At 69.4% G+C, this 26,699-nt stretch carries 21 protein-coding genes and 2 pseudogenes; 19 read left to right on the top strand and 4 right to left on the bottom strand.

From position 1 onward, the window contains the following. Positions 1-355: 355 nt before the first annotated feature. Genes ACIRP7_RS37455 through ACIRP7_RS37440 form a run of 4 tightly spaced genes read left to right on the top strand, consistent with a single transcriptional unit; the run spans position 356 to position 4,840 of the window. Positions 356-2,947 (top strand): ATP-binding protein, encoded by a 2,592-nt coding sequence (locus ACIRP7_RS37455; protein WP_403668899.1) that lies wholly within the window; start codon positions 356-358, stop codon positions 2,945-2,947. Beyond that, positions 2,944-3,627: a response regulator gene (locus tag ACIRP7_RS37450; RefSeq protein WP_403668896.1), complete on the top strand. Its 684-nt coding sequence runs from the start codon at positions 2,944-2,946 to the stop codon at positions 3,625-3,627. The genes ACIRP7_RS37455 and ACIRP7_RS37450 overlap by 4 nt, the downstream gene beginning before the upstream one ends. Positions 3,628-3,673: 46 nt before the next feature. Beyond that, a complete protein-coding gene (locus ACIRP7_RS37445) occupies positions 3,674-4,072 on the top strand; it encodes an OB-fold nucleic acid binding domain-containing protein (RefSeq protein ID WP_037710883.1) in 399 nt (132 codons plus the stop codon). A 3-nt stretch (positions 4,073-4,075) separates the two neighbouring features. Then, the gene (locus ACIRP7_RS37440) at positions 4,076-4,840 is read left to right on the top strand and encodes a DUF3159 domain-containing protein (protein ID WP_403668893.1); all 765 of its coding nucleotides are present in this window, start codon (positions 4,076-4,078) and stop codon (positions 4,838-4,840) included. Positions 4,841-4,946: 106 nt separating this feature from the next. On the opposite strand, the gene ACIRP7_RS37435 is transcribed toward ACIRP7_RS37440, so the two are convergent. Both ACIRP7_RS37435 and ACIRP7_RS37430 read right to left on the bottom strand, forming a co-directional pair. Beyond that, entirely contained in the window at positions 4,947-5,621 is a 675-nt protein-coding gene (locus tag ACIRP7_RS37435) for a TrkA family potassium uptake protein (protein ID WP_352382232.1), read from the bottom strand. Then, positions 5,621-6,292 (bottom strand): potassium channel family protein, encoded by a 672-nt coding sequence (locus ACIRP7_RS37430; RefSeq protein WP_403668890.1) that lies wholly within the window; start codon positions 6,290-6,292, stop codon positions 5,621-5,623. The genes ACIRP7_RS37435 and ACIRP7_RS37430 overlap by 1 nt, the downstream gene beginning before the upstream one ends. Positions 6,293-6,671: 379 nt before the next feature. Between ACIRP7_RS37430 and ACIRP7_RS37425 the strand changes: the two genes are divergently transcribed. Both ACIRP7_RS37425 and ACIRP7_RS37420 read left to right on the top strand, forming a co-directional pair. After that, entirely contained in the window at positions 6,672-8,720 is a 2,049-nt protein-coding gene (locus ACIRP7_RS37425; protein ID WP_403668887.1) for an APC family permease, read from the top strand. 69 nt (positions 8,721-8,789) lie between these two features. Beyond that, positions 8,790-10,118: a class I SAM-dependent RNA methyltransferase gene (locus ACIRP7_RS37420; protein WP_403668884.1), complete on the top strand. Its 1,329-nt coding sequence runs from the start codon at positions 8,790-8,792 to the stop codon at positions 10,116-10,118. A gap of 726 nt (positions 10,119-10,844) precedes the next feature. On the opposite strand, the gene ACIRP7_RS37415 is transcribed toward ACIRP7_RS37420, so the two are convergent. Next, positions 10,845-12,557 (bottom strand): PucR family transcriptional regulator, encoded by a 1,713-nt coding sequence (locus tag ACIRP7_RS37415; RefSeq protein ID WP_403668881.1) that lies wholly within the window; start codon positions 12,555-12,557, stop codon positions 10,845-10,847. A gap of 225 nt (positions 12,558-12,782) precedes the next feature. Between ACIRP7_RS37415 and ACIRP7_RS37410 the strand changes: the two genes are divergently transcribed. From ACIRP7_RS37410 to ACIRP7_RS37390, 5 genes and pseudogenes are all read left to right on the top strand, one after another. Further along, entirely contained in the window at positions 12,783-14,051 is a 1,269-nt protein-coding gene (locus tag ACIRP7_RS37410) for an aspartate aminotransferase family protein (RefSeq protein ID WP_403668879.1), read from the top strand. 158 nt (positions 14,052-14,209) lie between these two features. Then, a pseudogene (locus ACIRP7_RS37405) lies at positions 14,210-14,332 on the top strand (hypothetical protein); the annotation flags it as partial. Between the two features lie 43 nt (positions 14,333-14,375). Beyond that, positions 14,376-14,453: pseudogene (locus ACIRP7_RS37400) on the top strand (hypothetical protein); the annotation flags it as partial. Between the two features lie 264 nt (positions 14,454-14,717). After that, positions 14,718-15,605, top strand: a complete 888-nt coding sequence (locus ACIRP7_RS37395; RefSeq protein WP_403669142.1) for a LysR family transcriptional regulator — start codon at positions 14,718-14,720, stop codon at positions 15,603-15,605. Positions 15,606-15,662: 57 nt separating this feature from the next. Continuing rightward, positions 15,663-16,721, top strand: coding sequence for a tartrate dehydrogenase (locus ACIRP7_RS37390; RefSeq protein WP_403668876.1), 1,059 nt, complete (start codon positions 15,663-15,665; stop codon positions 16,719-16,721). Positions 16,722-16,887: 166 nt separating this feature from the next. On the opposite strand, the gene ACIRP7_RS37385 is transcribed toward ACIRP7_RS37390, so the two are convergent. After that, positions 16,888-18,510, bottom strand: coding sequence for a PucR family transcriptional regulator (locus ACIRP7_RS37385; RefSeq protein WP_403668873.1), 1,623 nt, complete (start codon positions 18,508-18,510; stop codon positions 16,888-16,890). A 279-nt stretch (positions 18,511-18,789) separates the two neighbouring features. Between ACIRP7_RS37385 and solA the strand changes: the two genes are divergently transcribed. The 8 genes from solA (at position 18,790) to ACIRP7_RS37345 (ending at position 26,699) form a co-directional block, all read left to right on the top strand. Continuing rightward, positions 18,790-19,926, top strand: coding sequence for an N-methyl-L-tryptophan oxidase (gene solA / locus ACIRP7_RS37380; protein WP_403668870.1), 1,137 nt, complete (start codon positions 18,790-18,792; stop codon positions 19,924-19,926). Positions 19,927-20,061: 135 nt separating this feature from the next. Continuing rightward, a complete protein-coding gene (locus tag ACIRP7_RS37375) occupies positions 20,062-20,742 on the top strand; it encodes a haloacid dehalogenase type II (RefSeq protein WP_403668867.1) in 681 nt (226 codons plus the stop codon). 192 nt (positions 20,743-20,934) lie between these two features. Beyond that, complete coding sequence (locus tag ACIRP7_RS37370; RefSeq protein ID WP_403668865.1) at positions 20,935-21,948, top strand: ABC transporter substrate-binding protein; 1,014 nt, start codon at positions 20,935-20,937, stop codon at positions 21,946-21,948. Positions 21,949-21,955: 7 nt separating this feature from the next. Next, the gene (locus ACIRP7_RS37365; protein WP_403668863.1) at positions 21,956-22,912 is read left to right on the top strand and encodes an amino acid ABC transporter permease; all 957 of its coding nucleotides are present in this window, start codon (positions 21,956-21,958) and stop codon (positions 22,910-22,912) included. Then, on the top strand, positions 22,909-23,676 hold the full coding sequence (locus ACIRP7_RS37360; protein WP_403668861.1) for an amino acid ABC transporter ATP-binding protein: 768 nt from the start codon (positions 22,909-22,911) through the stop codon (positions 23,674-23,676). The genes ACIRP7_RS37365 and ACIRP7_RS37360 overlap by 4 nt, the downstream gene beginning before the upstream one ends. Before the next feature lie 124 nt (positions 23,677-23,800). After that, entirely contained in the window at positions 23,801-23,929 is a 129-nt protein-coding gene (locus ACIRP7_RS37355) for a hypothetical protein (protein ID WP_403668859.1), read from the top strand. Next, on the top strand, positions 23,926-25,206 hold the full coding sequence (locus ACIRP7_RS37350) for an NAD(P)/FAD-dependent oxidoreductase (protein WP_403668857.1): 1,281 nt from the start codon (positions 23,926-23,928) through the stop codon (positions 25,204-25,206). The genes ACIRP7_RS37355 and ACIRP7_RS37350 overlap by 4 nt, the downstream gene beginning before the upstream one ends. Positions 25,207-25,247: 41 nt before the next feature. Then, a complete protein-coding gene (locus tag ACIRP7_RS37345; protein WP_403668854.1) occupies positions 25,248-26,699 on the top strand; it encodes an NAD-dependent succinate-semialdehyde dehydrogenase in 1,452 nt (483 codons plus the stop codon).

Here is a 26,699-nt window from a genome sequence, read left to right as displayed (position 1 = left end):
GGCGCGCGCCGCGAACCAGGGAATTACCATCTCCGGCCCCCCGCGAGGCCCAGGACTGGCGAGGCCCCCAGGCCCCCGTAACCACGCCCACGTAACCACGCCCCCGGTCCCCAGGACCCCAGGGCTGCCGAGCCCCGCCCCCGGCCCTCGCCGTAAGCCCACGGGCTGCCGCCCCCGTCCCCGGCCCCCCGCGGGGTCAGAACTGCCCAGTCCGACCCCGAGACCCTCGTAGCTCCCCCCGCGTCAGAGTTGCGTCAAAGACCACCCCCAAGCCCCCCTCCCGCCCCCTCCGCCCGGATCGGCGGCCGTAAGGTCGACGCTGCGTAGGCAGTGTTGACCGGAAGACAATGGACCCATGGGACGCGGCAGGCTTCGGATCTATCTCGGTGCGGCACCGGGCGTCGGCAAGACGTACGCGATGCTGTCCGAGGCGCACCGCAGGATCGAGCGGGGTACCGACTGTGTCGTGGGCTTCGTGGAGCACCACGGGCGGCCGCGCACCGAGGTGATGCTGCACGGGCTGGAAGCGACTCCGCGCAGGGAGATCGCGTACCGGGACTCCGTCTTCGGCGAGATGGATGTCGATGCCCTGCTGCGCCGGGCCCCCGCCGTCGCCCTGGTGGACGAACTCGCCCACACCAACATCCCGGGCTCGCGCAACGCCAAGCGCTGGCAGGACGTGGAGGAACTGCTCGCGGCCGGGATCGACGTGGTCTCGACCGTGAACATCCAGCACCTGGAGTCGCTCGGTGACGTCGTCGAGTCGATCACCGGGGTGCGGCAGCAGGAGACCGTTCCCGACGAGTTCGTACGCCGGGCCGACCAGATCGAGCTTGTCGACATGTCGCCCCAGGCGCTCAGGCGTCGCATGGCGCACGGCAACATCTACCAGCCGGACAAGGTCGACGCGGCGCTCTCCAACTACTTCCGGCCGGGCAATCTGACCGCCCTGCGGGAGCTCGCGCTGCTGTGGGTGGCCGACCGGGTCGACGAGTACCTCAAGCAGTACCGCAACGATCACCAGGTCTCCAGGATCTGGGGATCCAGGGAGCGGATCGTCGTCGGGCTGACCGGCGGGCCGGAGGGGCGGACACTCATAAGGCGGGCCGCACGCCTGGCCGAGAAGGGCGCCGGCGGTGAGGTGCTCGCCGTCTACATAGCCCGCAGCGACGGTCTGACCTCCGCCTCGCCCAAGGAACTCGCCGTCCAGAGGACCCTCGTCGAGGACCTTGGAGGAACCTTCCACCATGTCGTCGGCGACGACATACCGGCCGCGCTGCTCGACTTCGCGCGCGGCGTCAACGCCACCCAGATCGTCCTCGGTTCCTCCCGACGCAAGACCTGGCAGTACGTCTTCGGACCCGGTGTCGGCGCGACGGTGGCCCGGGAGTCCGGGCCCGACCTGGACGTGCACATCGTCACCCACGACGAGGTCGCCAAGGGACGCGGACTGCCCGTCGCCCGCAGCGCCCGGCTGGGGCGGGCCCGGATCCTGTGGGGCTGGCTGGTCGGTCTGGCCGGCCCGGCGTTGCTGACGATCCTCCTCACCACCGTCGACCTCGGCCTCGCCAACGACATGCTGCTGTTCCTGGCGGTCGTCGTGGCGGCGGCCCTGCTCGGCGGCCTCTTCCCCGCGCTCGCGTCGGCCGCGCTCGGCTCGCTGCTGCTCAACTACTTCTACACACCGCCCCTGCACCGCTGGACCATCGCCAACCCGAAGAACATCGTCGCCATCGTGATCTTCGTGGGCGTCGGCATCTCGGTGGCTTCCGTGGTCGACCTCGCCGCCCGCCGCACCCACCAGGCCGCCCGGTTGCGCGCCGAGTCGGAGATCCTGTCCTTCCTCGCCGGCAACGTGCTGCGCGGCGAGACCCGCCTGGAGGACCTCCTGGAGCGCGTCCGGGAGACCTTCGGCATGGAGTCGGCGGCCCTGCTGGAACGGGCGGGCGACGTCGAGCCGTGGACCTGCGCCGGCCGGGCGGGACTGGGACCCCCCGTGGAGCGGCCCGAGGACGCCGACGTCGACATGCCGGTGGGGGACCACATGGCGCTCGCGCTCACCGGCCGGGTACTGCCCGCCGAGGACCGCCGGGTGCTCGCGGCCTTCGCCGCCCAGGCTGCCGTCGCCCTGGACCGCCGCAGGCTCCAGGAGGAGGCCGACCAGGCCCGCACACTGGCCGAGGGCAACCGCATCCGTACGGCGCTGCTGGCGGCCGTCTCGCACGATCTGCGGACCCCGCTCGCCGGCATCAAGGCGGCCGTCTCGTCGCTCAGGTCCGACGACGTCGCCTGGTCCGAGGAGGATCAGGCGGAACTCCTGGAGGGCATCGAGGAGGGCGCCGACCGGCTCGACCACCTCGTGGGCAACCTGCTCGACATGTCCCGTCTGCAGACCGGCACGGTCACCGCGATCATCCGGGAGATCGACCTCGACGAGGTGGTGCCGATGGCGCTCGGCGGGGTGCCCGACGGGAGCGTGGAAATGGACGTGCCGGAGACCTTGCCGATGGTCGCCGTCGACCCGGGGCTGCTGGAGCGGTCGGTGGCCAACCTGGTCGAGAACGCCGTCAAGTACAGCCCGCCCGGCCACCCCGTCCGCGTCTCCGCCAGCGCCATCGCCGACCGGGTCGAGCTACGGGTCGTGGATCGCGGCCCCGGCGTCCCTGACGATGCCAAGGAGCGCATCTTCGCGCCCTTCCAGCGTTACGGCGACGCCCCGCGCGGCGCGGGGGTGGGGCTCGGGCTCGCGGTGGCCCGGGGTTTCGCGGAGGCCATGAACGGCACCCTCAACGCCGAGGACACACCCGGGGGCGGCCTCACCATGGTGCTGACGCTCCGCGCGGAGCACACGCACGCGGAGCTCCTCGTGGACCCCTTCACAGAGGCAGAGGCAAAAGCAGAAGCAGCGGCAGAACCGGCGGCAGAAACCGAAAGGCAGGCCACATGACCAGAGTGCTGGTCATCGACGACGAGCCGCAGATCGTGCGCGCCCTCGTGATCAACCTCAGGGCGCGCAAGTACGAGGTCGACGCGGCGCACGACGGCGCCACCGCGCTCCGGCTCGCCGCCGCCCGCCACCCCGACGTGGTGGTCCTCGACCTGGGCCTGCCCGACATGGACGGCGTCGAGGTGATCCGGGGACTGCGTGGCTGGACCCGGGTGCCGATCCTCGTGCTGTCCGCCCGGCACTCCTCCGACGAGAAGGTCGAGGCGCTGGACGCGGGCGCCGACGACTACGTCACCAAGCCCTTCGGCATGGACGAGCTGCTCGCCCGCCTCAGGGCCGCCGTGCGCCGCGCCGAGCCCACCGGGAGCGGCGAGGACGAGGTCCTGGTGGAGACCGACGAGTTCACCGTCGACCTGGCCGCCAAGAAGGTCCGCAAGCACGGCAGAGACGTACGTCTCACCCCCACCGAGTGGCACCTGCTGGAGGTGCTGGTCCGCAACACCGGCCGACTCGTCGGCCAGAAGCAGCTCCTCCAGGAGGTCTGGGGGCCGTCGTACGGGACGGAGACGAACTACCTGCGGGTCTACATGGCCCAGCTGCGGCGGAAGTTGGAGGCGGACCCCTCGCATCCCAAGCACTTCGTCACGGAACCGGGAATGGGATACCGGTTCGAACGCTAGTGCTGCGGGTACAACGCTGTCGGCGCACCCCGGTACGCTTTCCGATATGAGTGCTGTTCCGCGTTCCGAGAAGCCGGTGGGCCGGTTCCGGCGCATGCTCGACCGGCTCTCCTCGTCGCAGGAGGACCTGGAGTCCGAGGAGCTGCGGGAGGACACCGAGACCGCAGGCTGCACTCGGATAGGTGACTGTCACGACCGGCAGATCGTGACCGTTACTGGTACCTTGCGCACGGTCACCCTGCGTCCGCGCGCGGGCGTCCCGGCCCTGGAGGCCGAGCTGTTCGACGGCTCCGCCGCCCTGGACGTGGTGTGGCTCGGCCGGCGCTCCATCGTCGGGATAGAACCGGGGCGCAAGCTGATCGCCTCCGGGCGGATCTCGATGAGCCGGGGCCGCCGGGTGCTGTTCAATCCGAAATACGAACTCCGACCCGTGGGACGGGAGTAGCCGGTGACGTCTCTCGACAAGCCGACCGAAGACACTCAGGCCGACGACGCACGGGCGGTGACCGAGGCCGCCCTGTTCGAGGCGTTCGGCGGCGTCCGGGGCATGGTCGAGACGGTCCTGCCGGGCCTGCTCTTCGTCACGATCTTCACCATCAACAAGGACCTGCACCTGTCGGCGATCGCCGCGCTCGCGGTGTCGTTGCTGCTGGTCGTGGTCCGTCTGGTCATGCGGGACACCGTCAAGCACGCCTTCAGCGGTGTCTTCGGCGTCGCCTTCGGTGTCGTCTTCGCGATGATGACGGGCAACGCCAAGAACTTCTATCTGCCGGGCATGCTGTACACCCTGGGCCTGGGCCTGGCGTACATCATCACCACGCTCGCGGGTGTGCCGTTGATGGGGCTCATCCTCGGCCCGGTCTTCAAGGAGAACCTCTCCTGGCGGACCCGCAACCCCGGCCGCAAGAAGGCGTACTCCAAGGCCAGTTACGCCTGGGGTGGCATCCTGCTCGCCAAGTGCGCGATCCTCTTCCCGCTGTACTGGTGGGCCGACACCGCGCAGCTCGGCTGGGTCCTGGTCGCCCTCAAGATCCCGCCCTTCCTGCTCGCCGTGTGGCTCACCTGGGTCTTCCTCGCGAAGGCGCCGGCTCCGATCGACGTGTTCGCGGAGATGGAGGCCGAGGAGAAGGCCCAGGAGGAGCGCAAGGCGGCCCAGGCCGCGGAGCATGGGGACACGGAGGCCGCGGGCGGACGGCACCGGCGCGAGGCGTAGATCGCGGCACTTCCGGTACTGCCGGCACTTCTTCCACGACGGCGGAGGGTGCCCTGCACACGCAGGGCGCCCTCCGCCGTCGTACCGCCCAAGAGGCTTCCTCCCGCTAAGAGGCTTCCTCGCGGCGGACCGACAGCAGGTCCTCCAGCTGTTCCTCGCGGGCCTGGGCGGCCACGAACAGGAGCTCGTCGCCGGCCTCCAGGGAGTCCTCCCGGGACGGGGTGAGCACGCGGGTGCCGCGGATGATGGTGACCAGAGAGGTGTCCTCGGGCCACTCCACGTCGCCGACCGTGGTGCCGGCCAGGGCCGACTCCTCGGGCAGGGTCAGCTCGACCAGGTTCGCGTCGCCGTGGCTGAAGCGGAGCAGGCGGACCAGGTCGCCGACGCTCACCGCCTCCTCGACCAGGGCGGACATCAGGCGCGGGGTGGAGACGGCGACGTCCACGCCCCAGGACTCGTTGAACAGCCATTCGTTCTTCGGGTTGTTCACCCGGGCGACGACCCGCGGGACGCCGTACTCCGTCTTCGCCAGCAGGGAGACGACCAGGTTGACCTTGTCGTCACCCGTCGCGGCGATCACGACGTTGCAGCGCTGGAGCGCGGCCTCGTCCAGGGAGGTGATCTCGCAGGCGTCGGCGAGCAGCCACTCCGCCTGCGGAACGCGCTCGACCGAGATGGCGGTCGGCGCCTTGTCGATGAGAAGGACCTCGTGGCCGTTCTCCAGCAGTTCGCCCGCGATCGAGCGGCCGACCGCACCGGCACCGGCAATGGCGACCCTCATCAGTGACCGCCCTCCTCTTCGGGGCCCTCGGCGAAGGACGCCTCGACCTTCTCGATGTCGTCCGTGCGCATCATCACGTGGACGAGGTCACCCTCCTGCAGCACCGTCTGCGAGGTGGGCAGCATGGCCTCGCCGAGGCGGGTCAGGAACGCCACGCGGACGCCCGTCTCCTCCTGCATCCTGCTGATCTTGTGGCCGACCCAGGCGGTCGAGGCGTGCACCTCGGCCAGCTGGACCCCACCGGTGGGATCACGCCACAACGGCTCCGCGCCCGAGGGCAGCAGCCGGCGCAGCATCTGGTCCGCCGTCCAGCGGACCGTGGCCACCGTCGGGATGCCCAGGCGCTGGTAGACCTCGGCGCGCCGGGGGTCGTAGATGCGGGCAGCGACGTTCTCGATGCCGAACATCTCGCGGGCCACGCGCGCGGCGATGATGTTGGAGTTGTCGCCGCTGGAGACCGCGGCGAAGGCGCCGGCCTCCTCGATGCCCGCCTCGCGCAGGGTGTCCTGGTCGAAACCGACCCCGGTGACACGGCGACCGCCGAAACCGGAGCCCAGTCGTCGGAAGGCGGTGGGGTCCTGGTCGATCACGGCGACCGTGTGCCCCTGTTGCTCCAGGGCCTGGGCGAGAGCGGAACCCACTCTCCCGCAGCCCATGATGACGATGTGCACGACCGTCCTTCCGGTGTCAATAAGTACTGCTCAGCCACATCAGGGTCTCAGACCGACGCCCAAGCTACACACGGGCGTAGGACGACGGCACCCCCGTGCACGGTTGCCCCGACTTCGGGCCGGTCAGCGGCGACTGATGCTGCGGACGCTCGCGAGCGTCAGGATCCCGAGGCCGACGAGGGCGGCCGCGGCGCCGATCAGCTCTGCGGTCGTGTGCATGGAACCTCCGGGAGCAGTAGGGGCGGGGTCCTGTCATATAGGCATGCCGCCCCGCTCACCTGCGCAATCCGTAGCCGGAGGGGGTCCGGATTTCACCCGGTAAGCAGATGCGGGGTGCCGGGTGGTTGTTCTTCCTTTCGAACGCTTACGCTTCTCTGTTGTGTCCAAACTGACCGACGTGCCCAAACGGATCCTCATCGGGCGCGCACTGCGCAGTGACCGGCTCGGGGAAACGCTCCTGCCGAAGCGCATCGCGCTTCCGGTGTTCGCCTCCGACCCGCTGTCCTCCGTGGCGTACGCGCCCGGCGAGGTGCTGCTGGTCCTGTCCATCGCGGGCGTGTCGGCGTACCACTTCAGCCCGTGGATCGCCCTGGCGGTCGTCGTGCTGATGTTCACGGTGGTCGCCTCCTACCGGCAGAACGTGCACGCGTACCCGAGCGGCGGCGGCGACTACGAGGTGGCCAACACCAACCTCGGCCCCAAGGCGGGTCTCACGGTCGCCAGCGCCCTGCTGGTCGACTACGTCCTCACGGTCGCCGTCTCCATCGCCTCGGGCATCGAGAACCTCGGCTCCGCCGTCCCCTTCGTGGTCGAGCACAAGGTGTTCTGCGCGATCGCCGTGATCATTCTGCTCACGCTGATGAACCTGCGCGGCATGAAGGAGTCCGGCTCGCTGTTCGCGATTCCGACGTACGTCTTCGTCACGGGCGTGTTCATCATGATCGCGTGGGGTGCGTTCCGCGGTCTGGTTCTGGGCGACACCATGCGGGCACCGACGGCGGACTACCACATCAAGGCCGAGCACCAGGGCCTGGCCGGATTCGCCCTTGTCTTCCTGTTGCTGCGCGCCTTCTCCTCCGGCTGCGCCGCGCTCACCGGCGTCGAGGCCATCTCCAACGGCGTACCGGCCTTCCGCAAGCCCAAGTCGAAGAACGCGGCGACCACGCTCGCGATGATGGGCCTGCTCGCCGTCACGATGTTCTGCGGGATCATCGTGCTGGCCATGGTCACCAAGGTCCGCATGGCCGAGAACCCGGCCGTCGACCTGATCCACAACGGCGTCGCGCTCGGCTCCGACTACGTCCAGAATCCGGTGATCTCCCAGGTCGCCGAGGCCGTCTTCGGCAAGGGCAGCTTCCTGTTCATCGTGCTGGCCGCGGCCACCGCGCTCGTGCTGTTCCTCGCCGCGAACACCGCCTACAACGGCTTCCCGCTGCTCGGCTCGATCCTCGCCCAGGACCGCTACCTGCCGCGCCAGCTGCACACCCGCGGCGACCGCCTCGCCTTCTCCAACGGCATCGTGCTGCTGGCCGGTGCGGCCGGACTCCTGGTGTGGATCTACGGCGCCGACTCGACCCGGCTGATCCAGCTCTACATCGTCGGCGTGTTCGTGTCGTTCACGCTCAGCCAGACCGGCATGGTCCGGCACTGGAACCGCCACCTGGCGACCGAGAAGGACGCCGCGAAGCGCACCCACATGATCCGCTCCCGCGCGATCAACGCCTTCGGTGCCTTCTTCACCGGGCTCGTCCTGGTCGTCGTCCTGGTCACCAAGTTCACCCACGGCGCCTGGGTGGCCCTGCTCGGCATGTGCATCTTCTACGCGACGATGACGGCGATCCGGAAGCACTACGACCGGGTGTCCGAGGAGATCGCGGCGCCCGAGGGCCCGAGCGACGACAGCCTGCGGCCGTCCCGCGTCCACTCCGTCGTCCTGATCTCCAAGATCCACCGCCCGGCGCTGCGGGCCCTCGCCTACGCCAAGCTGATGCGCTCGGACTCGCTGGAGGCCCTGAGCGTCAACGTCGACCCGGCCGAGACCAAGGCACTGCGCGCCGAGTGGGAACGGCGCGGGATCGACGTACCGCTGAAGGTGCTGGACTCGCCGTACCGCGAGATCACGCGGCCGATCATCGACTACGTCAAGGGGCTCCGGAAGGAGTCGCCGCGCGACGCGGTGTCCGTGATCATCCCCGAGTACGTCGTCGGCCACTGGTACGAGCATCTGCTGCACAACCAGAGCGCGCTCCGGCTCAAGGGCCGGCTGCTGTTCACGCCGGGGGTCATGGTGACCTCGGTGCCCTACCAGCTGCAGTCCTCGGAGGCGGCGAAGAAGCGCGCTCGCAGGCGGCAGGAGTGGAACGCGCCCGGCGCGGTGCGGCGCGGTCCGGCCGAGCAGCGGGCGAAGGAGACGCCGGCGCCGAAGTAGACTGGTCGGCTGTTGTCCTGGTGGGTTGTCGACCCACCGCTTCCTTTGACGTTGTGGAGTCACCCCGCCATGCAGGCAGAACCGAAGAAATCGCTGGTGGGGCTGGAGTTCGAAGTCGAGGTCGGCCCCGTCGCCCACGGCGGGCACTGCATCGCCCGCACGGAGGACGGCCAGGTGCTGTTCGTCCGGCACACGCTGCCCGGTGAGCGGGTCGTGGCCCGGGTGACGGAGGGCGAGGAGGGAGCGCGTTTCCTGCGCGCGGACGCGGTGTCGATTCTGGAGCCGTCCAAGGACCGCATCGAGGCGCCCTGTCCCTACGCCGGTCCCGGCCGCTGCGGCGGCTGCGACTGGCAGCACGCGAAGCCGGGTGCGCAGCGACGCCTCAAGGGGGAGGTCGTCGCCGAGCAGCTGAAGCGGCTCGCCGGTCTCACCCCCGAGGAGGCCGGCTGGGACGGCACGGTGATGCCGGCCGAGGGCGACAAGCTGCCGGCGGGCGAGGTGCCCGCCTGGCGCACCCGCGTGCAGTACGCGGTGGACGCCGACGGCAACGCCGGTCTGCGCCGCCACCGTTCGCACGAGGTCGAGCCGATCGAGCACTGCATGATCGCGGCGCCGGGCGTCAGCGAGCTGGGCATCGAGGAGCGCGACTGGTCCGGGATGGCGTCCGTGGAGGCGATCGCGGCGACCGGCTCCCAGGACCGCATGGTCATCCTGGAGCCCCGCCCGGGCGCCCGGCTGCCGCTGGTGGAGCTGGACAAGCCGGTGTCCGTGATGCGCGTCGAGGAGCACGACGGCGGCATCCACCGCGTCCACGGCCGCGCCTTCGTGCGCGAGCGGGCCGACGGCCGCACCCACCGGGTGGGCAGCGGCGGCTTCTGGCAGGTGCACCCGCAGGCGGCCGACACCCTGGTGAAGGCGGTCATGCAGGGCCTGCTGCCGCGCAAGGGCGAGATGGCGCTCGACCTGTACTGCGGTGTGGGCCTGTTCGCGGGGGCGCTGGCGGACCGCCTCGGCGACAAGGGCGCGGTCCTCGGTATCGAGTCCGGCAAGCGCGCGGTCGAGGACGCCCGGCACAACCTCGCCTCCTTCGACCGGGTCCGCATCGAACAGGGCAAGGTGGAGTCGGTGCTGCCGCGCACCGGGATCACGGAGGTCGACCTGATCGTCCTCGACCCGCCGCGGGCGGGGGCGGGGCGCAAGACGGTGGAGCACCTGTCGTCCCTGGGGGCCCGGCGCATCGCGTACGTCGCCTGCGACCCGGCGGCGCTGGCGCGCGACCTGGGGTACTTCCGGGACGGGGGGTACCGGGTGCGGACGCTTCGGGTGTTCGATCTGTTTCCGATGACGCATCACATGGAGTGTGTCGCCATCCTCGAACCGGCCGCAAAGGGATCCTGACCTGCGGTTTTGTGCGTGCGCATTATGTGCGGTGTGGGCGTTACGGGCGATATCTTGACGCTGAAATGACGCTCGTGACGCTCATATGACGCTCGTTCTGGTGGGGTGTCAGGCAGTTTTTTCAGCAGCTCAAGCACCTTCGCCGTGGAACGACGACCTGCTCCCGACGAACGGCAGCGCGTACTTCTTGAGCGGATCGCGGCTGGCGAGGAACCCGGCGCCTGGGCGCCGGGGGAGTGGTGCTCGACGTATGCCCTGCGTGACCGTGGGACGCTCGTTCGACGCGGATTCTGACGGAGCGTGACGCGGTTGTCCCGGACCAGATCGCGCGGGTCCGGGGTGGCGGCAGCCGAGTGCGCGCCGTGTCGCAAGCGAGCGAGGGCCGATCCCCAGGTGAGCTGGTTGCCGCAGTCTGCTCAGCCCTGAGGAGGACAGACTCTTGGCCACGGTGTTCACCCTCGCCGCCTCGGCGGGCGCCGGATGCACCGCGGGAGCATCCCGATCGCGGGGCCGCCACCACGGGGGCGACCCGGGACCAGCAACGATGTCCTTGCGGAAGGGCGAGAGAAGCCGCACCGTGGGCTGTCACGGCTTGTGGCTGGCTCCCTCAGGTACGGGTCCAGTGTTGGTTGTTGCGAGGCGGACGTGTTCGCGCATGTCGCAGACGGGTCCGCTTGACCCTGTCGAGGGCGCCTGAAGCCGACCCTGGAGACCGTGGTCCACGCGTCATGTGCGGAACGCTTCGCCCTTCCGGCTCCTGGCCCGTAGGACGTCGAGCGCTGTGAGTGCCACGTGCAGTTCGGTGCGGTGTTCGCCGGACTCGAGATCGCAGTCGAGTATCCGCTCTATGCTGCGCAGACGTTGGTAGACGGTCTCGCGGGACAGACAGCCGGAGCGGGCTGCCAGGGTCTTGTTGCCTGCCGCGTCGAGGTAGTGGCGCAAGGTCGTCAGCAAGTCCGTCCCGTGGCGGGCATCATGGTCGAGGAGCCGGCTGAGCCGGCGCTCGGTGAAGTCCTGGATCCGGGTGTCCTCCCGGAGCGCGAAGAGCAGGCGGCGCAGGCCGATGTCGGATGGCTTGTGGTAGGAGCGTTCCGGCGGGAGCGGCTGGCCGGGCTCGGTGGCCTCGGTGACGCGGGTCGCCTCGCGGAAGGATCGGGCGACATCGAAGAGGCCCGTCGCCTCGCTGCCTGCGCTGACGGTGGCCCCCGGCGCCAACTCGAGTACGGTGCGGCTCAGGTGTTCGACCACGGGTGGGCAGGGCCGGCCGGGGCGCAGGGGTAGGAGGATGCCGAGGCGCGTGGGACCGAGCACGCCGACGAGGGCCTGTGTCCCTTGCTTCCTCAGCTCCTCGCAGAGGAGGGCCTCGCTTTTCGTCGCGTCGGCCTCTTGAGGGAAGTCCGCGAGCACGGCCATGAAGCTGCAGTCCTTGGTGGACAGACCCAGTGCGGCGAACCGGGCCTCGGCGTCCATAGGAGAGTGGTGACGTTGTCCGACGAGGTCGCGCAGGAGATTGCGGTGTGCGGTGCGTTCCCAGGGCACGGGGTGGATGACGCGGGCGATGGTGAGGGCCATGGCCGCTCTCTCCAGGACCGTCACAGCCGTGGGGCCGAATGCCGAGGGGGTGGCCTGGCCTGGCGGGGCGGGCAGCATGACCACTCGGCCCCAGCTTTCGCCCTGGTACTCCACGGATGTCACGAGCCAGCCGCCGGGTCCGGACACGGATGTGCGGCCGGCGGGAGGTGTCGCTCGTGAGCGCCGTTCCCAGTCGCTGAGCGCTGCCTCGACCGTGCCTGCGGAGGGCGCGCAGATCAGCGCCTGGTGGGCCAGGTTCTCCAGTACGACGGTGTGGCCGCTCATCTCGGCGGCGGCACGTACGACCTCCTCGGGCACAGCGCCGCGCAGGGTGAGGGCGGTGAACGCCTCGTGAATGCGCTGGGTCCGGCGCATCTCCTCGGCCTGGTTGCCGAGGATGAGAGCGTGGACGACCTGTGTGACCTCAAGGAAGTTGACGTCCTTTGCCAGGGTCACGAGGGGGAGCCCGCGGGCCTCGCAGGCATGGACCAGGGCGTCGGGCGCGCGGTGGTAACGGCGGACCAGTTCGATGACCAAGGCCGCCGCGCCGATGTCGGCGAGTTCGTTCACGTAGCGGCGTACGCCGGCCGGCTCCTCGGGCAGGGGCATACCGGTGGTCAGTACGAGCTCGCCGCCCTTGAGGAAGGAGGCAGGGTCGGTCAGCTCGGTCATGTGAACCCAGCGGACGGGGCGGTCGAGCAGGTCTGGCCCGGTGACGACCTGCGGCTGCCCGGCGGACAGGACGGGAAGGGTCAGAACGTCGGCCACGGTGAGCGGATGGCCGGCGGTGGCCATGTCCGGGCCTGCCAAGGAGGCGTCAAGACCGTCGGTGACGGGCCTCGCAGCCGTGTGGTGCTTCTCGCGCATGGGACCTCCCTGGGTGCTCCGTCACCCTGACAAGCCTCACTGACCTGCGCAAGAGCTCTGAAAGGGCCGCTGTGAGCAGGACGAGCGGGGCGTGATGCCCGGTGCGGCTGACACAACGTCCAGATGCCGCGGCACGGACGGACAGATCGAGCGTTGGCGTCATCGAGGTACGCGGAGATGCTCGACCGGACCGGAGCCAGACCGACGACCCGCCGGGAGACGAACATGACTGCACTGTCGCCGCACCTTCGCCAGGCCACGCCCGTGGTGGCGGTTTGGGGAGAGGGCGTCCACCTCTACGGTGATGACGGCCGCCGCTACCTCGACTTCACCGCCGGCATCGGCGTGACCAGCACCGGGCACTGCCACCCCAAGGTCGTAGCGGCTGCCCAGGAACAGGTGGGCGCCCTCGTCCACGGCCAGTACACGACAGTCATGCACCAGCCGCTGAAGCGGCTTGTCGGCAAGCTGGGCGACGTCTTGCCCGAGGGGCTCGACAGCCTGTTCTTCACCAACTCCGGCAGCGAGGCGGTGGAGGCGGCGCTGCGGCTGGCCCGGCAGGCCACCGGTCGGCCGAACATCCTGGTCTGTCACGGTGGCTTCCACGGCCGTACGGTGGCCGCCGCCTCGATGACGACCTCCGGCACCCGCTTCCGGTCGGGCTTCTCCCCGTTGATGAGCGGTGTCGTCGTCACTCCCTTCCCTTCGGCCTTCCGCTACGGCTGGGACGAGGAGACCGCGACACGATTCGCCCTGCAGGAGCTGGACTACACACTCCAGACGATCTCCTCACCTGCTGACACGGCCGCCGTCATCGTCGAGCCGGTGCTCGGCGAGGGGGGTTACGTGCCCGCGACCCGCGCCTTTCTGGAGGGCCTGCGGGAGCGGGCCGACCGGCACGGCTTCCTACTGATCCTCGACGAGGTGCAGACCGGAGTGGGGCGCACCGGCCGGTTCTGGGGACACGAGCACTTCGGCGTCACACCCGACATCCTCGTCACTGCGAAGGGCCTGGCCAGCGGCTTCCCGCTGGCAGGTATCGCCGCCTCCGACGAGCTGATGGCCAAGGCGTGGCCGGGCTCACAGGGCGGTACGTACGGCGCCAACGCCGTCGCCTGCGCCGCGGCCTGCGCCACCCTCGACATCGTCCGCGACGAGAAGCTCGTCGAGAACGCCGAGGCGATGGGCGCGCGCCTTCGCCAGGGCCTGGAGGCGGTGGCCGACCGGACCGTAGGCATCGGCGACGTACGCGGCCTCGGGCTGATGCTCGCCACCGAGTTCGTCACCGAGGACGGCAGTCCGGACCCCGAGACTGCCGCCCGCGTGCAGCGTGCCGCTGTCGACCAGGGCCTGCTCCTGCTTCTGTGCGGCGCCTGGAACCAGGTCGTGCGGATGATCCCGGCCCTGGTGATCGACGAGACGGCGGTGGACCAGGGGCTCCAGGCATGGGCGGCCGCGGTGGAGGCCGGCACATCGGGAGCGGGGCGGCGATGACGGACACCACCACGGCCCTGGAGTCGCTGGTCGCGCGGCTCACCAAGACCGCTCCCGGCCTGCGTGGTCTTCCCCAGCAGTGCCGCTGACGTGGTCGCGGTGCTGCGCGCGTGCCCGAGGCGGGCGTCTCGGTCACCGCGCCCGGTGGCGGCACCAGCATGGCGGGCAACGCGGTCGGGCCGGGTTCCGTCCTTGACTTCTCCCGTTACATGAACCGCATGCTGGACATCGACCCGATGACGCTTACCGCGCGCGTTGAGGCACGAGTGATCCTTGACGTGCTGCACAGCGCGACGGCACGGCACGGGCTCACCTTCGGCCCCGATGGAGGACGCGGCAGCAGCGCCCGAGAACCTGGCCGCTTACCTGCGCGACTTCCGCACGCTCCTGGCCGCACGTGGCTTGACTGGGGTGCTTTACGGGCACTTCGGCGCGCATGGAATGCTGATCTACTGCCGGTTTTCGGACCTCCGCCGGGAGACGGCTGTGACTCAGCGCCTCAGCCGGCCATTGAGCGACTCAATCAGCTGTGAACCGCGCTTCGGTGACAGCAACGGTCAGTGCATCGGGGGTCCGTGCTTCGTCGAGGCTGTCCTTCACGCAACCATGGTCGGGACGGGACCAATCGAGTCGACGGCTGCTTTGTTGAGGGGCAGAGGGTGCGTAATGGACATTCGGCAGCTGGAGTACTTCCTTGCGATCGTTGATCGTGGGGGGTTCAACCGTGCGGCCTCGGCTCTGTACGTGTCACAACCGTCGCTGTCGCAGGCCGTGCGGGCACTGGAGCGTGATCTCGGTTCCGAGTTGTTCCATCGCATCGGGCGTAGGGCAGTGCTGACGGAGGCCGGAAGGGCTCTGATCGAGCCTGCCCGGGACGCCGTGCGGAGTTTGGAGACGGCGCGGGCGAGTGTCGCGGCGGTGCACGAGCTGCGTGAGGGGCGCCTGGACGTGGCATCCGTGCCGTCGCAGGCGGTGGAGCCGCTGACGAGTTTGGTGAGTACCTTCACCCACCGGTATCCCGGCGTCTCCGTGGCCATCAAAGCGGCGTTCACCTCGCGTGATGTGATCGACATGGTGCGCACGGGTGCCGTGGAACTGGGGCTCTTGGCGTCCGCCGGGCCGTTCTCCGACAAGGAGGTCGTCTCCCACGCGCTGGAGCGGCAGCGCTTTGTGCTGATGGTGCCGGCCGACGGCCCGTTCGCCGATCGGACGGCGGTGGAGTGCCAGGAGCTTGCAGGACAGCGGCTGATCGTCGGGCAGCCGGGTACCGGGATGCGCGCCTACGTCGACGCGCTGCGGGAACAGGGCATCGAGTTCACCATCGCCGCCGAGACGGAGCACCGGGTCTCGCTCATGCCCCTGGTGCTGGCCGGGGTCGGGCTCGCGGTGGTCATGGATTCCTGGCGGGACCTCGCCCGGCAGCTGGGCGCCCGCGTCCTGGACATCGAGCCGGAGACCACCTTGGACATCGCTCTCGTCAGCCGCCGCGGCAGCCTGTCGCCGGCAGCCGCCGCGTTCGTCACGGCCGCCACGGCTGATAGCCACCGCTTATAAGGGATATCCGCTTTGCGTCTTGGACGCCCCGCGGACCGCCTTGCTGCAATCGACGGCATGACGACGAACCACCGCATTGCCCTGATCCCCGGCGACGGCATCGGCGCCGAGGTACTGCCCCCAGCACAGCAGGTGCTCGATGTTCTCGGCCGCCGCCACGGCTTCAGCCTGTCCTACACGTCGTACGACTGGTCGTGCGAGCGGTACCTGCGGGAGGGCGCGATGATGCCCGCCGACGGGATCGACCAGCTGCGCGACAAGGACGCGATCCTGCTGGGCGCCGTCGGCTACCCGGGGGTGCCGGACCATGTCTCGCTGTGGGGGTTGCTGATCCCGATACGGCGCAGCTTCCGCCAGTACGTCAACCTCCGGCCCGTCCGTGTCTTCGCGGGCATCGACAGTCCGGTGCGCGGCGCACAGCCGGGCGAGGTCGATCTCGTCGTCGTGCGGGAGAACGCCGAGGGCGAGTACAGCGAGATCGGGGGACGGCTGAACCAGGGCACGTCCGAGGAGCTGGCCGTCCAGGAAGCAGTGTTCACCCGGGCCGGGGTCACCCGTATCGCCGACTACGCGTTCTCGCTCGCTGCCCGCCGCCGAGGGAAGCTCACCTCCGCCACCAAGTCCAACGGCATCATTCACACCATGCCGTTCTGGGACGAGCTGATCGCCGAGCGGGCCGTCGAACACCCCGGCGTCACCTGGGACCAGGAGCACATCGATGCGCTGGCAGCCAAGTTCGTCCTCGACCCCGCCCGCTTCGACGTCGTCGTCGCCTCCAACCTCTTCGGCGACATTCTCAGCGACCTCGCGGCCGCGGTCGCCGGATCGATCGGCATCGCCCCGGCGGCCAACCTCAACCCCGAGGGTGACTTCCCCTCGATGTTCGAGCCGGTACACGGCTCAGCGCCCGACATCGCAGGCCAGGGCATCGCCAACCCGCTGGGCGCGATCTGGTCCGCGGCCATGATGCTCGACCACCTCGGCCATCCAGCCGCGGCCAGGGACATCACGGACACGATCGCGACGGTCCTGGCCAAGACCGATACCCGTACACGTGACCTGGGCGGAACCGCGACCACCGCCGAGTTCACCGACAAGCTGATCGAGCTCCTCTGAGCCATGTTTTCTTCCGCGGTGGGCGGCAGGGACGGCGCCGCCCACCGGTCACTCCCGCGCGCCCTGGCCATGAGGTGAACTTGAGGTCGGAGACGACGCACGTGCACAAGGCGTCTTCCGGGCACCGGTCGTCGCAAGACGACGCGGGTTACGGCCTACGTTCTCGTCACACGCCGGGAACAGCTGCTTCTCCGGCGTCCAGAACCAACACCGCGACGTGCAGGGACGTGCGCTGCAGTCCTGATTCCAGGTCACAGCCGAGGAGCCGTTCGATGGTGTGGAGGCGCTGGTAGTACGCCTGCCGGGACATGCCGGCGCGCTTCGCCGCGACCGACTTGTTCCCGGCCGCCGCCAGATAGGCGCGCAGTGCCGGGAGCAGATCGCCGCCATTGCGGCCGTCGTGCTCGATGAGGCGGCTCAGTTGCCGTTCCGCATACCGCTGAAGACGGGTGTCCTCGCGCAGGACGCCCAGCAACTCCGGCAGCCGGACGTCGGCGGGGACGTAGAACCACCGCTCCGGCGAGGCCGGTGTGATGGCCTCCGCCGTCTGCTCCGCCTCCTGCCACGACTGGGCGATCCCGCCGAGGTCGGTCACCCCGGGGCCGACGGCGACGACGGCCCGCGGTCCGAGCTCCTCCCGGGTCAGACGGCCGATCTGCTCGGCGGCCGGCTGCCAGGCGCTCGCCTGCGCCAGAGCCATGAGTACGCCGATGCGGCCAGGGGCAGTCTCGCCGACCAGGGCGCGGATGCCGGTGTGCGCCAGAGCCTTCGCGATCCGTTCGTCGAGGTGCTCACCATCAGTGCCGGTGTACGGGTGGCGGATGACCACGGCGAAGAGGCGGTGTCCAAGGGTGGGCAGTCCTAGTGCCTCGGCGCGGGCGCGGGCGTCCGCCGGCGACCGGAAACGCCGTTCGTACAGGTCCCGCAGTACCGAGCGGTGGGCCCGGCGGTCCCACCAGGCACGCCCGGCGAGGCGCGCCATGGTCAGCGCGATCGCCGCACGTTCCAGCACCAGGACGTGTTCCGGGTCGGGCTCGGCGTTCAGCCGGTCCTCCAGCAGGACCAGCCGCCCCCACGGCCCGTGGTGGTCCTGCACCGGCGCGATCAGCCATCCCTCCGGGCCGCTCGGCGTGATCCTCTCCGGCGTCGGGGCGGCCCGCGAACGCCGCGACCAGGCCGACACCACCGGCTCGTACGGCCGGCCGAGCAGCTCGCACATCAGGACCCGGTGGGTGAGATCCTCCAGCACCACGGGGGCTCCGGTGAGCTCCGCGGTGGCGTGCACCAGTTCCTCGGGGTCCGCGCCCCGCAGTGTCAGGGCGGTGAAAATGTTCTGGATGTCCCGCCCGCGGCGCAGCAGGGCCCCCTGGGCGTCGAGGATGAGCGCGTGCACCGTCTGCGTGACGTCGATGAACCGGACGCCACGGGCCAACTCGACCAGCGGCACGTCACGGGCTCGGCACGCCGCCACCAGCTCGTGGGGCACCTTCTGGTACCGGTAACCGAGCTCCACGATCAGGCCGGCCGCGCCGACGTCCGCGAGCTGGTCGACGTAGCCGCGCAGCTCGGAGGCGTCCTCGGGATGCGGCATGCCGGTCGTCAGCACCAGCTCGCCGCCCTCCAGGAAATCGGCGGGGTTGAGCAGCTCGGTGACATGCACCCAGCGCACCGGGCCGTCCAGCTGTGACTCGCCGGCCAGCACGCGCGGCATTCCTTCGGCGAGCACGGGCAGGCGCAGTACCTCCCTGAGCGTGGGGAAGTGCCCGGGTGCGGGAGGTCTGGGCGGCATAGGGGGTGCTTTCATCCGAGGGGATCGGGCTCACCTTGGCATCAGCCACCCATCGTGACAAGAGGAGGGCCGTCATTCGTGCAGTCCGGCCGTCCGCAGTGACAGACCGTCTCGAGAAGGCCCCAAGGCGGAACACAGTGTGGGTTGACCTGCAGGTTCCCTCGGGCGGAGAGTGAACGCCATCCCCAGCAGGATCCTGGACCGGAATGGTCCGCACGGTGTTTCGCACCGTGCTGGGGCCCGACTGCCGCCCACCCCACCATCGAGAGGAGCGACCTCATGCGCATCCCGAAGCGCGTCGCCGTGATCGGTGCCGGCAGCATGGGCAGCCAGGCCATGTGGCGACTGGCCGCCCGCGGAGCCGAGGTCATCGGCTACGACCGGTACGCACCGGGTCACGACCGAGGCGCGGCCGGGGGCGAGAGCCGCATCTACCGAGCCGCCCACCTCGGCGAGCCCGCGTACATTCCTCTGCTGCGGCTCGCAGACCGGATGTGGGAGCAGCTTCAGGCAGAGACGGGCCGGTCGCTGCGACGCCGCAGCGGCAGCCTGGTGATGGGGGACGCCTCCTCACCTTCCATGAGCCTCCTCCTCTCCACCAGCACCGCCCAGGGGCTGGATCACGCGGTACTGGACCGGGAGGAACTCGCCCGCCGCTACCCGCAGCACCGGCTCCCGGACGGACACATCGCCGTCCTCGACCGGTTGGGTGCCGTCATCAGGCCGGAGGCTTCCATCCAGGCCGCTGCCGCCCGGGCCGAGCACCTGGGCGCCCTGCTGCACCGTTACACCACGGTGCGGGAGGTCGTCCCGGCAGCGGGCGGCGGGGTTCGGGTCGTCACCGACCAGGGCACGGACCACGTGGACGCCGCCGTGGTGACCGTGGGCCCCTGGGTCAACACCCTGCTCCCTGACCTTCCCCGGACCATCGACGTCCGCCGGGTGGTCTGCTCCTGGCACTTGCCCACCCGCCACGACTGGTTCGCGGGCGGTGCTCCTCCCTTCGTGCGCGCCGCACCCCACGACTGTTTCGGGATCCCGTCGCCCGACGGCATCTCCGTCAAGCTCGGTCTCTCCTTCAGACACCATGCGCCGGTGCCCGAGCCCGAACGGCTCGACCGTACGGTCCGGCCCGAGGAACTCGGCACCTTCCGCGAGCTCATCGGTGAACTCATGCCCGACCTGAACCCCGACCCCATCAGGATGTCGGCCTACATGGAGGGCTACACGAAGTCCGGAAACCCGCTCGTCGGTCATCTCCCCGGCGAGGACGACATCATCGTCATGGCCGGTTTCTCCGGCAGCGGCTTCAAGACCTCGCCCGCGATGGGAGAGATCGCCGCCGACCTGGCGCTCGACGGCACCACGGAGCACCCCGTCGGCTTCCTCGCTCCGGCAGGAGTCGGCGGCGCCTGATCCCCGGCGCTTGTCGACGTCATCACCCCCCTCACGACGACGTCATCACCCCCCTCCCGAGATTCCTGTCAGGAACATGGTCAAAGGCCGCGCCGACCCTGACCAGTTCCCGAAGCAAGAAAGTGGAGTACTTCCATGCCCCTTCCCTCGTTCCAGTTCCGGCCGAAGTACGTCTCGTTCGACTGCTACGGCACGTTGATCGAGTGGCCGATGACCCCCATCACGCGTGAACTCGTCGGCGACCAGATCCCGGCCGAGCACTGGGACCAGTTCGTCAAGGAGTTCCGCGGCTACCGCTACGACTCGGTCCTTGGCAGGTACCACCCCTACGAGCAGACTCTGCAGGACGCCTTCGAGAGGGTCTGCCACAAGTGGGGCGTGAAGGCCGCCCCGGACGCCGGCAAGCGGTTCGCCGACGGCGTGCGCAGCTGGGGCCCGCACGCGGATGTGCCGGAACCGCTGAAGAAGATGGGCGAGAACTACAAGCTGGTGATCCTCTCCAACGCCGATGACGCCTTCCTCGAGGAGAGCGTGCCCCGGCTCGGGGCCGACTTCCACGCGGTCTTCACTGCGGAGCAGGCCGGCTACTACAAGCCCCGGTACGCAGCGTTCGAGTACATGCTCGACCAGCTCGACGCGTCCCCCGAGGACTTCGTGCACGTCTCCTCGCACACCCGCTACGACCTGATGCCGATGCACGACATGGGCTTCCGCAACCTCGTCCTCCTGGACCGCGGCTGTGACCCGGTCACCCACGGCTATGACTACGTGACCGTCAAGTCCCTGAACGAGCTCAACCAGATGCTGGGCATCTGACGCGCGACGCACCCCCGGTCACCCAGCACCTTCCCGACAGTCGCCCGGTCTCGCGCGGCCGCCCATGAGCCCTGCGCGACTCCGGCCGCTGACGGACGACGTCCCACCACCCCCGTCCGCCCCGCACATCGTCCCCGCATCACGGATTCCCCGTATCTCCCGTATCCCCAGCGTTCCCCAGGAGGCACCGCCATGGAAATCAACCCCCGCAGAACCGTACTCCGCACCGCAGGCGCCCGGGCTGCAGCCCTGCAGGTCAACAGGCACTTGAGCATCCCGATCGTCACGACCGCCCTGGCCCTCGCGCTCGCCGCGTGCGGGGCGGGCGCCACTGGGCAGAACGTAGGGGCGAACAGCACGGCACAGGGCGGAGGATCCGGCTCGTCGGCCGAGCACACCGACGACATCTCGGTCGGTGTGAAGCCGGACCAGAACGCGGTGAAGCTGCTGCCCGCAGCGGTGAAGGCCAAGGGCACGCTCTCGGTGGCCATGGACCTGTCGTACCCGCCCACCATGTTCATGGCATCGGACAACAAGACCCCGATCGGGTTCAACCCGGACCTGGCCCGGCTGATCGCCGCCAAGCTCGGTCTGAAGCTTCAGATCAACAACGTCAAGTTCGACACCATCATCACCGGACTGCAGGCCAACCGGTACGACTTCACCGCCTCCACCATGGGCGCCACGAAGGACCGGCTCAAGGCGCTCGACATGGTCGACTACGTCAACTCCGGGACCGGAGTGTCCGTCCCCTACGGGAACCCGCAGAAGCTGGGCACCCACACGCTGTGCGGGCACCGCGTCGGAGTCACCTCCGGCACCACCCAGCAGCTGCAGTGGCTGCCCCAGCTGTCCAAGCAGGACTGTACGAGCAAGGGCAAGCCGGCCATCCAGGCGGTGTCCCTGCCCAGCGTAAACGACGCTCTCACCCAGCTGGTCTCCAAGCGGATCGACGCGGTCATGTACGACTTCATCGCGCTCGAGTGGGCGGACGCGCAACAGCCCAAGACCTTCGACGTCCTCAAGCCCCTGGTGACCACCAAGCCCGTGACCGTCGGCCTGAAGAAGGGCTCACCGCTGACCCCCGCGGTGAAGGCAGCCATCCAGTCGATCATCGACAGCCCCAAGTACGCCCAGGCGCTGGGCCGCTGGGGTTTCGATGATCTCGGGGTCAAGTCCGCGGCCATGGCCGTCCCGCAGGACTGACAGGCCGATGGACGTGATCGAGACCACGACGACCAGGGGCGGACCGGTGCCACAACTACGGGCCGAAGAGAAGAAGCGGATCACGCCGAAGCGTCCGCGCGACTACGTCGCCTGGGCCGTCGCCGTCGCGATCGTCGCAGGTCTGGTGTGGACCGCGGTGACGAACGAGAACTATCGCTGGCCGGTGGTGTTCAGCTACTTCACCACGCAGACCATCCTCAACGGCCTGCTGATCACGCTGCTTCTGACCGTGACGAGCATGGCTCTGGGCACCCTGCTGGGGCTGGTGCTGGCGGTGATGCGCATGTCGCACCAGCGGCCCGTCTCTGGGCTCGCCCAGCTCTACATCACCTTCTTCCGTGGCACCCCTGTGCTCGTGCAGCTGGTCTTCTGGTTCAACATCGCGGCGCTGTACCCGAACCTGTCGATCGGCATCCCGTTCACCGGCATCTCCACGCCGGTGAACGTGAACGCGATCATGACCCCGATGACCGCGGCCATCGTGGGGCTGTCGCTCAACCAGGCCGCCTACATGTCCGAGATCATCCGTGGCGGCTTCGCCTCGGTCAGCCGTGGGCAGCACGAGGCCGCGGAGTCCCTGGGCATGTCGGGGTTCACCAAGCTCCGCCACGTGATCATCCCGCAGGCCATGCCGGCGGTCATCCCGGCCACCGGCAACCAGATGATCGGCATGCTCAAGGAGACCTCGCTGGTGAGCGTGCTCGGCGTCGCCGACCTGCTGAACAGCGCACAGGCGATCTACGCCCGCACCTACCAGACGATCCCGCTGCTGATCGTGGCCAGCCTCTGGTACCTGATCATGACGCTGGTGCTGAGCGTGCCGCAGTCGATGATCGAGCGCCGGTTCTCCCGCTCGACCCGGGCGCGGCTGACCCCGGCCGCCACCTCGGCCGGGCCCGGGGCCGGCCGGCCCGTTCCCGTCACGAGGGAGTCGCTGCTGTGAACGCCGACGGAACGATCGTCGCACGCAAGCTGTGCAAGAGCTTCGGACGTCACCAGGTCCTGCGTGACATCGACCTGACCGTCGCGGCCGGTGAGATCTCCTGCATCATCGGGCCCAGCGGCTCGGGCAAGTCGACCCTGCTGCGGTGCGTCAACGGCCTGGAGACCGTCGACCGCGGAGTCCTCAAGGTCAACGGAGAGGACTTCGGCTACGTCGAGAAGGACGACGCCTACCACGCCGTGCGCCCCAAGCGGCTGGCCGAGCAGCGCGCCCGCATCGGCATGGTGTTCCAGCAGTTCAACCTGTTCCCCAACATGACCGCCGAGAGCAACGTCATGTCCGGACCGGTGCTGGTGCAGAAGAAGGACCGCGCCACCTGCCGGGAGCGGGCACAAGAACTGCTGGCCAAGGTCGGCCTTGAAGGGTGCGGCCACAAGTACCCCGCCCAACTGTCCGGCGGCCAGCAGCAGCGCGTGGCCATCGCCCGCGCGCTGGCGATGGAGCCCACCATCATGCTGTTCGACGAACCCACCAGCGCCCTGGATCCCGAGCGCGTGGGCGAGGTACTCGCCGTCATGCGCGACCTCGCCGGCAACGGAATGACCATGCTCCTCGTCACCCACGAGATGGGCTTCGCCCGCGAGGTCGCCGACGAAGTGCTGTTCATGGACGAAGGCATCGCAGTCGAACGCGGCGACGCACGCGAAGTGCTGGCCAACCCACGCGAGAAACGAACCCAGGCTTTCCTCGAAAGGGTGCTGTAGAAGCGTTCCGGACACGCGGAGCGGCTCCGGCAGCGGGTCCGGAGAAGACGCCGACCGACTGCGGGTGACATAACTCCGCACCCTGCCGGTCCTGGTCTTCAACACCCAGCAGTTCGACGTCGCATTGACCGTCACCGTCAGCGCGCTCCTCATCGCCCTGGTCGCCCTCGTCCGCAAACTCGGCGGCCAACGGGACGGTCAGCGCGTCCTCCCCGCCCCCACTTCGAAACTCCCCGTCAAGGACCCGACATGAAGACGATTCCCTACTGGATAGAAACCGCCGGGGCGTTTCCCGACCGGTCCGGCAAGCCGCTGACCGAGGACACCGACCTGGTGGTCGTCGGCGCCGGCCTGACGGGCCTGTCCACCGCCCTCCACTCCGCCCGCAAGGGCGCCCGCGTCACCCTCGTCGAGAAGGGCCAGATCGGCTCCGGTGCCTCCGCGCGCAACGGCGGCATGGCCAACCTGGGCTTCACCATCGGCGTACGCCAGGCCATCCGCCGGTACGGACTCGAACGGGCCCGCGAGATCTACAACTCCTACGGCGAGGCCGTGGACACCGTCGAACGGCTGGTGGACGAGGAGTCCATCGACTGCCAGTTCCGCCGCGTCGGACGCCTGGGCGTCGCGTCCCGCCCCGCCCACTTCGAAGGCAAGAAGGCCCAACAGCGCGACCTGGCCAAGCACTTCGGACACGAGACCACTCTGATCGGTAAGTCCGAGCTGCGTTCCGAGATCGGATCCGACGCCTACCACGGCGGCCTGCTCGACCCGTTCAGCGCCGCACTGCACGTCGGCCGCTTCGTGCGCGGTGTGGCGGAGGCATGCGAGCGCACCGGTGTCGAGATCCACGAGCGCAACGCTGCCATCGGCGTGCGGCGTACCGCCGCCGGCCGGTTCGAGGTCAGTACCGAGCGCGGCGTCATCCGTGCCGGACAGGTCATGATGGCCACCGACGCCTACACCGACACGAACTTCCCGTGGCTGCGCCGCCAGCAGGTCTGCGTGGGCAGCTTCATCATCGTCACCGAGCCGCTCGGCGAGGAACTCGCCCGGGACATCATCCCCAAGGCCCGCCTCATCGTCGACTCGAACAAGGTCTGCCACTACTTCCGGCTCACTCCGGACAACCGGCTGCTGTTCGGCGGCCGTGCCCGTTTCGCACCGTCCGACCCCACCTCGGACAAGAAGAGCGGACAGGTTCTGTTCCGTGAGATGTGCGAGATCTTCCCCCAGCTCTCCCGCACCAGGATCGAGTACGTGTGGGGCGGCTCCGTCGGCTTCGCCATGGACCGCATCGTGCACGCCGGACAGACCGAGGACGGCGTCCACTACTCCATGGGATACGCCGGCCACGGCGTGCAGATGGCCACCCACATGGGGCAGGTCATGGCCGAGGTGATGGACGGCCACCCCGAGGTCAGCCCCGTCCGCGACCTCGCTCCGCCCCGCATCCCCCTCTACAACGGCACTGCCTGGTTCCTGCCCTTCGCGGGCGCCTACTACAAGACGCTGGACCGCATCCGCTGACCGGTCGGCAGCCTCTCTACACCTACAAGGAGATACCCACGATGACTGTCGTCCGTGATGTTCCCAAGCAGCTGTTCATCGGCGGCGATTGGCAGGACGCGGAGTCCGGACGGACCCTGTCCGTCGACAACCCGGCCACCGGCGAGGAACTGTGCCAGGTCGCCGACGCCTCACCCGCCGACGGCCGGCGTGCCGCCGAGGTGGCCCTCGCCGCGCAGGCCGCCTGGGCCGCCACCCCGCCGCGCGTGCGCAGTGAGATCCTGCGCCGCGCCTACGACATCATCATCGCGCGCACCGAGGACCTCGCGCTGCTGATGACCCTGGAGATGGGCAAGTCCCTGGCCGAGGCGCGTGCCGAGGTCGCCTACGGCGCGGAGTTCTTCCGCTGGTTCTCCGAGGAAGCCGTGCGTATCGACGGCGGCATGATGACCGCCCCCGACGGCAGGAACCGTCTGCTGGTCACCCGTCAGCCCGTCGGCCCCTGCCTGCTCATCACCCCCTGGAACTTCCCCCTGGCGATGGGCACCCGCAAGATCGGCCCCGCCATCGCCGCCGGCTGCACCATCGTCCTCAAACCCGCCCCCCAGACCCCCCTGACCAGCCTCGCACTGGCGGAGATCCTCACCGAAGCGGGCCTGCCGGCCGGTGTGCTGAACATCGTCACCACCTCCGACGCCGCCGGCGTCGTCGAACCCCTCCTTCGCGGCGGGAAGATCCGCAAGCTCTCCTTCACCGGCTCCACCCAGGTCGGGCGGATCCTGCTGGCCCAGTGCGCCGACACCGTCATCCGCACATCCATGGAACTGGGCGGCAACGCTCCTCTCCTCGTCTTCGACGACGCCGACCTCGACACCGCCGTCGAGGGCACCATGGTCGCCAAGATGCGCAACATGGGCGAGTCCTGCTGCGCGGCCAACCGCATCTTCGTCCACACCTCCGTCGCCGAGGAGTTCGCCTCCCGCCTCGCAGCCCGCATGGCCGCCCTCACCGTCGGGCCCGGCACCGAACCCGGCACCGACGTCGGCCCCCTCATCGACGCCGCCGGCCGCAGTAAGGCCCACGACCTGGTGCAGGACGCCGTCAAGCGCGGTGCCACCGTCCTGACCGGCGGTGAACTCCCCGAAGGGCCGGGCTGCTTCTACCCGCCCACCGTCCTCACCGGCATCGCCCCCGACGCCGCGATCATCGACACCGAGATCTTCGGCCCCGTTGCCGCGATCCGCACCTTCGAGACCGAGGACGAGGCCGTTGCCGCCGCCAACGACACCGAATTCGGCCTGGCCGCCTACCTGTTCACCCAGAACCTCGACCGTGCCCTGCGTGTCGCCGAACGTCTCGAAAGCGGCATGATCGGCATCAACACCGGACTGGTCTCCAACCCCGCCGCGCCCTTCGGCGGCGTCAAGCAGTCCGGCCTGGGCCGCGAAGGCGGACGCGTCGGCATCGACGAGTTCCTGGAGTACAAGTACCTGGCCGTCCCCGTCGGAGCCTGA

The sequence above is a fragment of the Streptomyces sp. NPDC102270 genome, assembly GCF_044766405.1.
Taxonomy (GTDB): domain Bacteria; phylum Actinomycetota; class Actinomycetes; order Streptomycetales; family Streptomycetaceae; genus Streptomyces.
Note: the sequence above shows the minus strand (reverse complement) of the source record. Positions and strands in the feature narration are given on the sequence as shown.

What these genes read in the sequence shown, in the direction of transcription:
- ACIRP7_RS37455 (WP_403668899.1), top strand. Translation starts at nt 356, where the DNA reads ATGGGACGCGGCAGGCTTCGGATCTATCTCGGTGCGGCACCGGGCGTC.
- ACIRP7_RS37390 (WP_403668876.1), top strand. Translation starts at nt 15,663, where the DNA reads ATGACGACGAACCACCGCATTGCCCTGATCCCCGGCGACGGCATCGGC.
- ACIRP7_RS37345 (WP_403668854.1), top strand. Translation starts at nt 25,248, where the DNA reads ATGACTGTCGTCCGTGATGTTCCCAAGCAGCTGTTCATCGGCGGCGAT.
- ACIRP7_RS37450 (WP_403668896.1), top strand. Translation starts at nt 2,944, where the DNA reads ATGACCAGAGTGCTGGTCATCGACGACGAGCCGCAGATCGTGCGCGCC.
- solA (WP_403668870.1), top strand. Translation starts at nt 18,790, where the DNA reads ATGCGCATCCCGAAGCGCGTCGCCGTGATCGGTGCCGGCAGCATGGGC.
- ACIRP7_RS37415 (WP_403668881.1), bottom strand. Translation starts at nt 12,557, where the DNA reads ATGCGCGAGAAGCACCACACGGCTGCGAGGCCCGTCACCGACGGTCTT.
- ACIRP7_RS37420 (WP_403668884.1), top strand. Translation starts at nt 8,790, where the DNA reads ATGCAGGCAGAACCGAAGAAATCGCTGGTGGGGCTGGAGTTCGAAGTC.
- ACIRP7_RS37375 (WP_403668867.1), top strand. Translation starts at nt 20,062, where the DNA reads ATGCCCCTTCCCTCGTTCCAGTTCCGGCCGAAGTACGTCTCGTTCGAC.
- ACIRP7_RS37370 (WP_403668865.1), top strand. Translation starts at nt 20,935, where the DNA reads ATGGAAATCAACCCCCGCAGAACCGTACTCCGCACCGCAGGCGCCCGG.
- ACIRP7_RS37350 (WP_403668857.1), top strand. Translation starts at nt 23,926, where the DNA reads ATGAAGACGATTCCCTACTGGATAGAAACCGCCGGGGCGTTTCCCGAC.
- ACIRP7_RS37365 (WP_403668863.1), top strand. Translation starts at nt 21,956, where the DNA reads ATGGACGTGATCGAGACCACGACGACCAGGGGCGGACCGGTGCCACAA.
- ACIRP7_RS37445 (WP_037710883.1), top strand. Translation starts at nt 3,674, where the DNA reads ATGAGTGCTGTTCCGCGTTCCGAGAAGCCGGTGGGCCGGTTCCGGCGC.
- ACIRP7_RS37410 (WP_403668879.1), top strand. Translation starts at nt 12,783, where the DNA reads ATGACTGCACTGTCGCCGCACCTTCGCCAGGCCACGCCCGTGGTGGCG.
- ACIRP7_RS37435 (WP_352382232.1), bottom strand. Translation starts at nt 5,621, where the DNA reads ATGAGGGTCGCCATTGCCGGTGCCGGTGCGGTCGGCCGCTCGATCGCG.
- ACIRP7_RS37385 (WP_403668873.1), bottom strand. Translation starts at nt 18,510, where the DNA reads ATGCCGCCCAGACCTCCCGCACCCGGGCACTTCCCCACGCTCAGGGAG.
- ACIRP7_RS37395 (WP_403669142.1), top strand. Translation starts at nt 14,718, where the DNA reads ATGGACATTCGGCAGCTGGAGTACTTCCTTGCGATCGTTGATCGTGGG.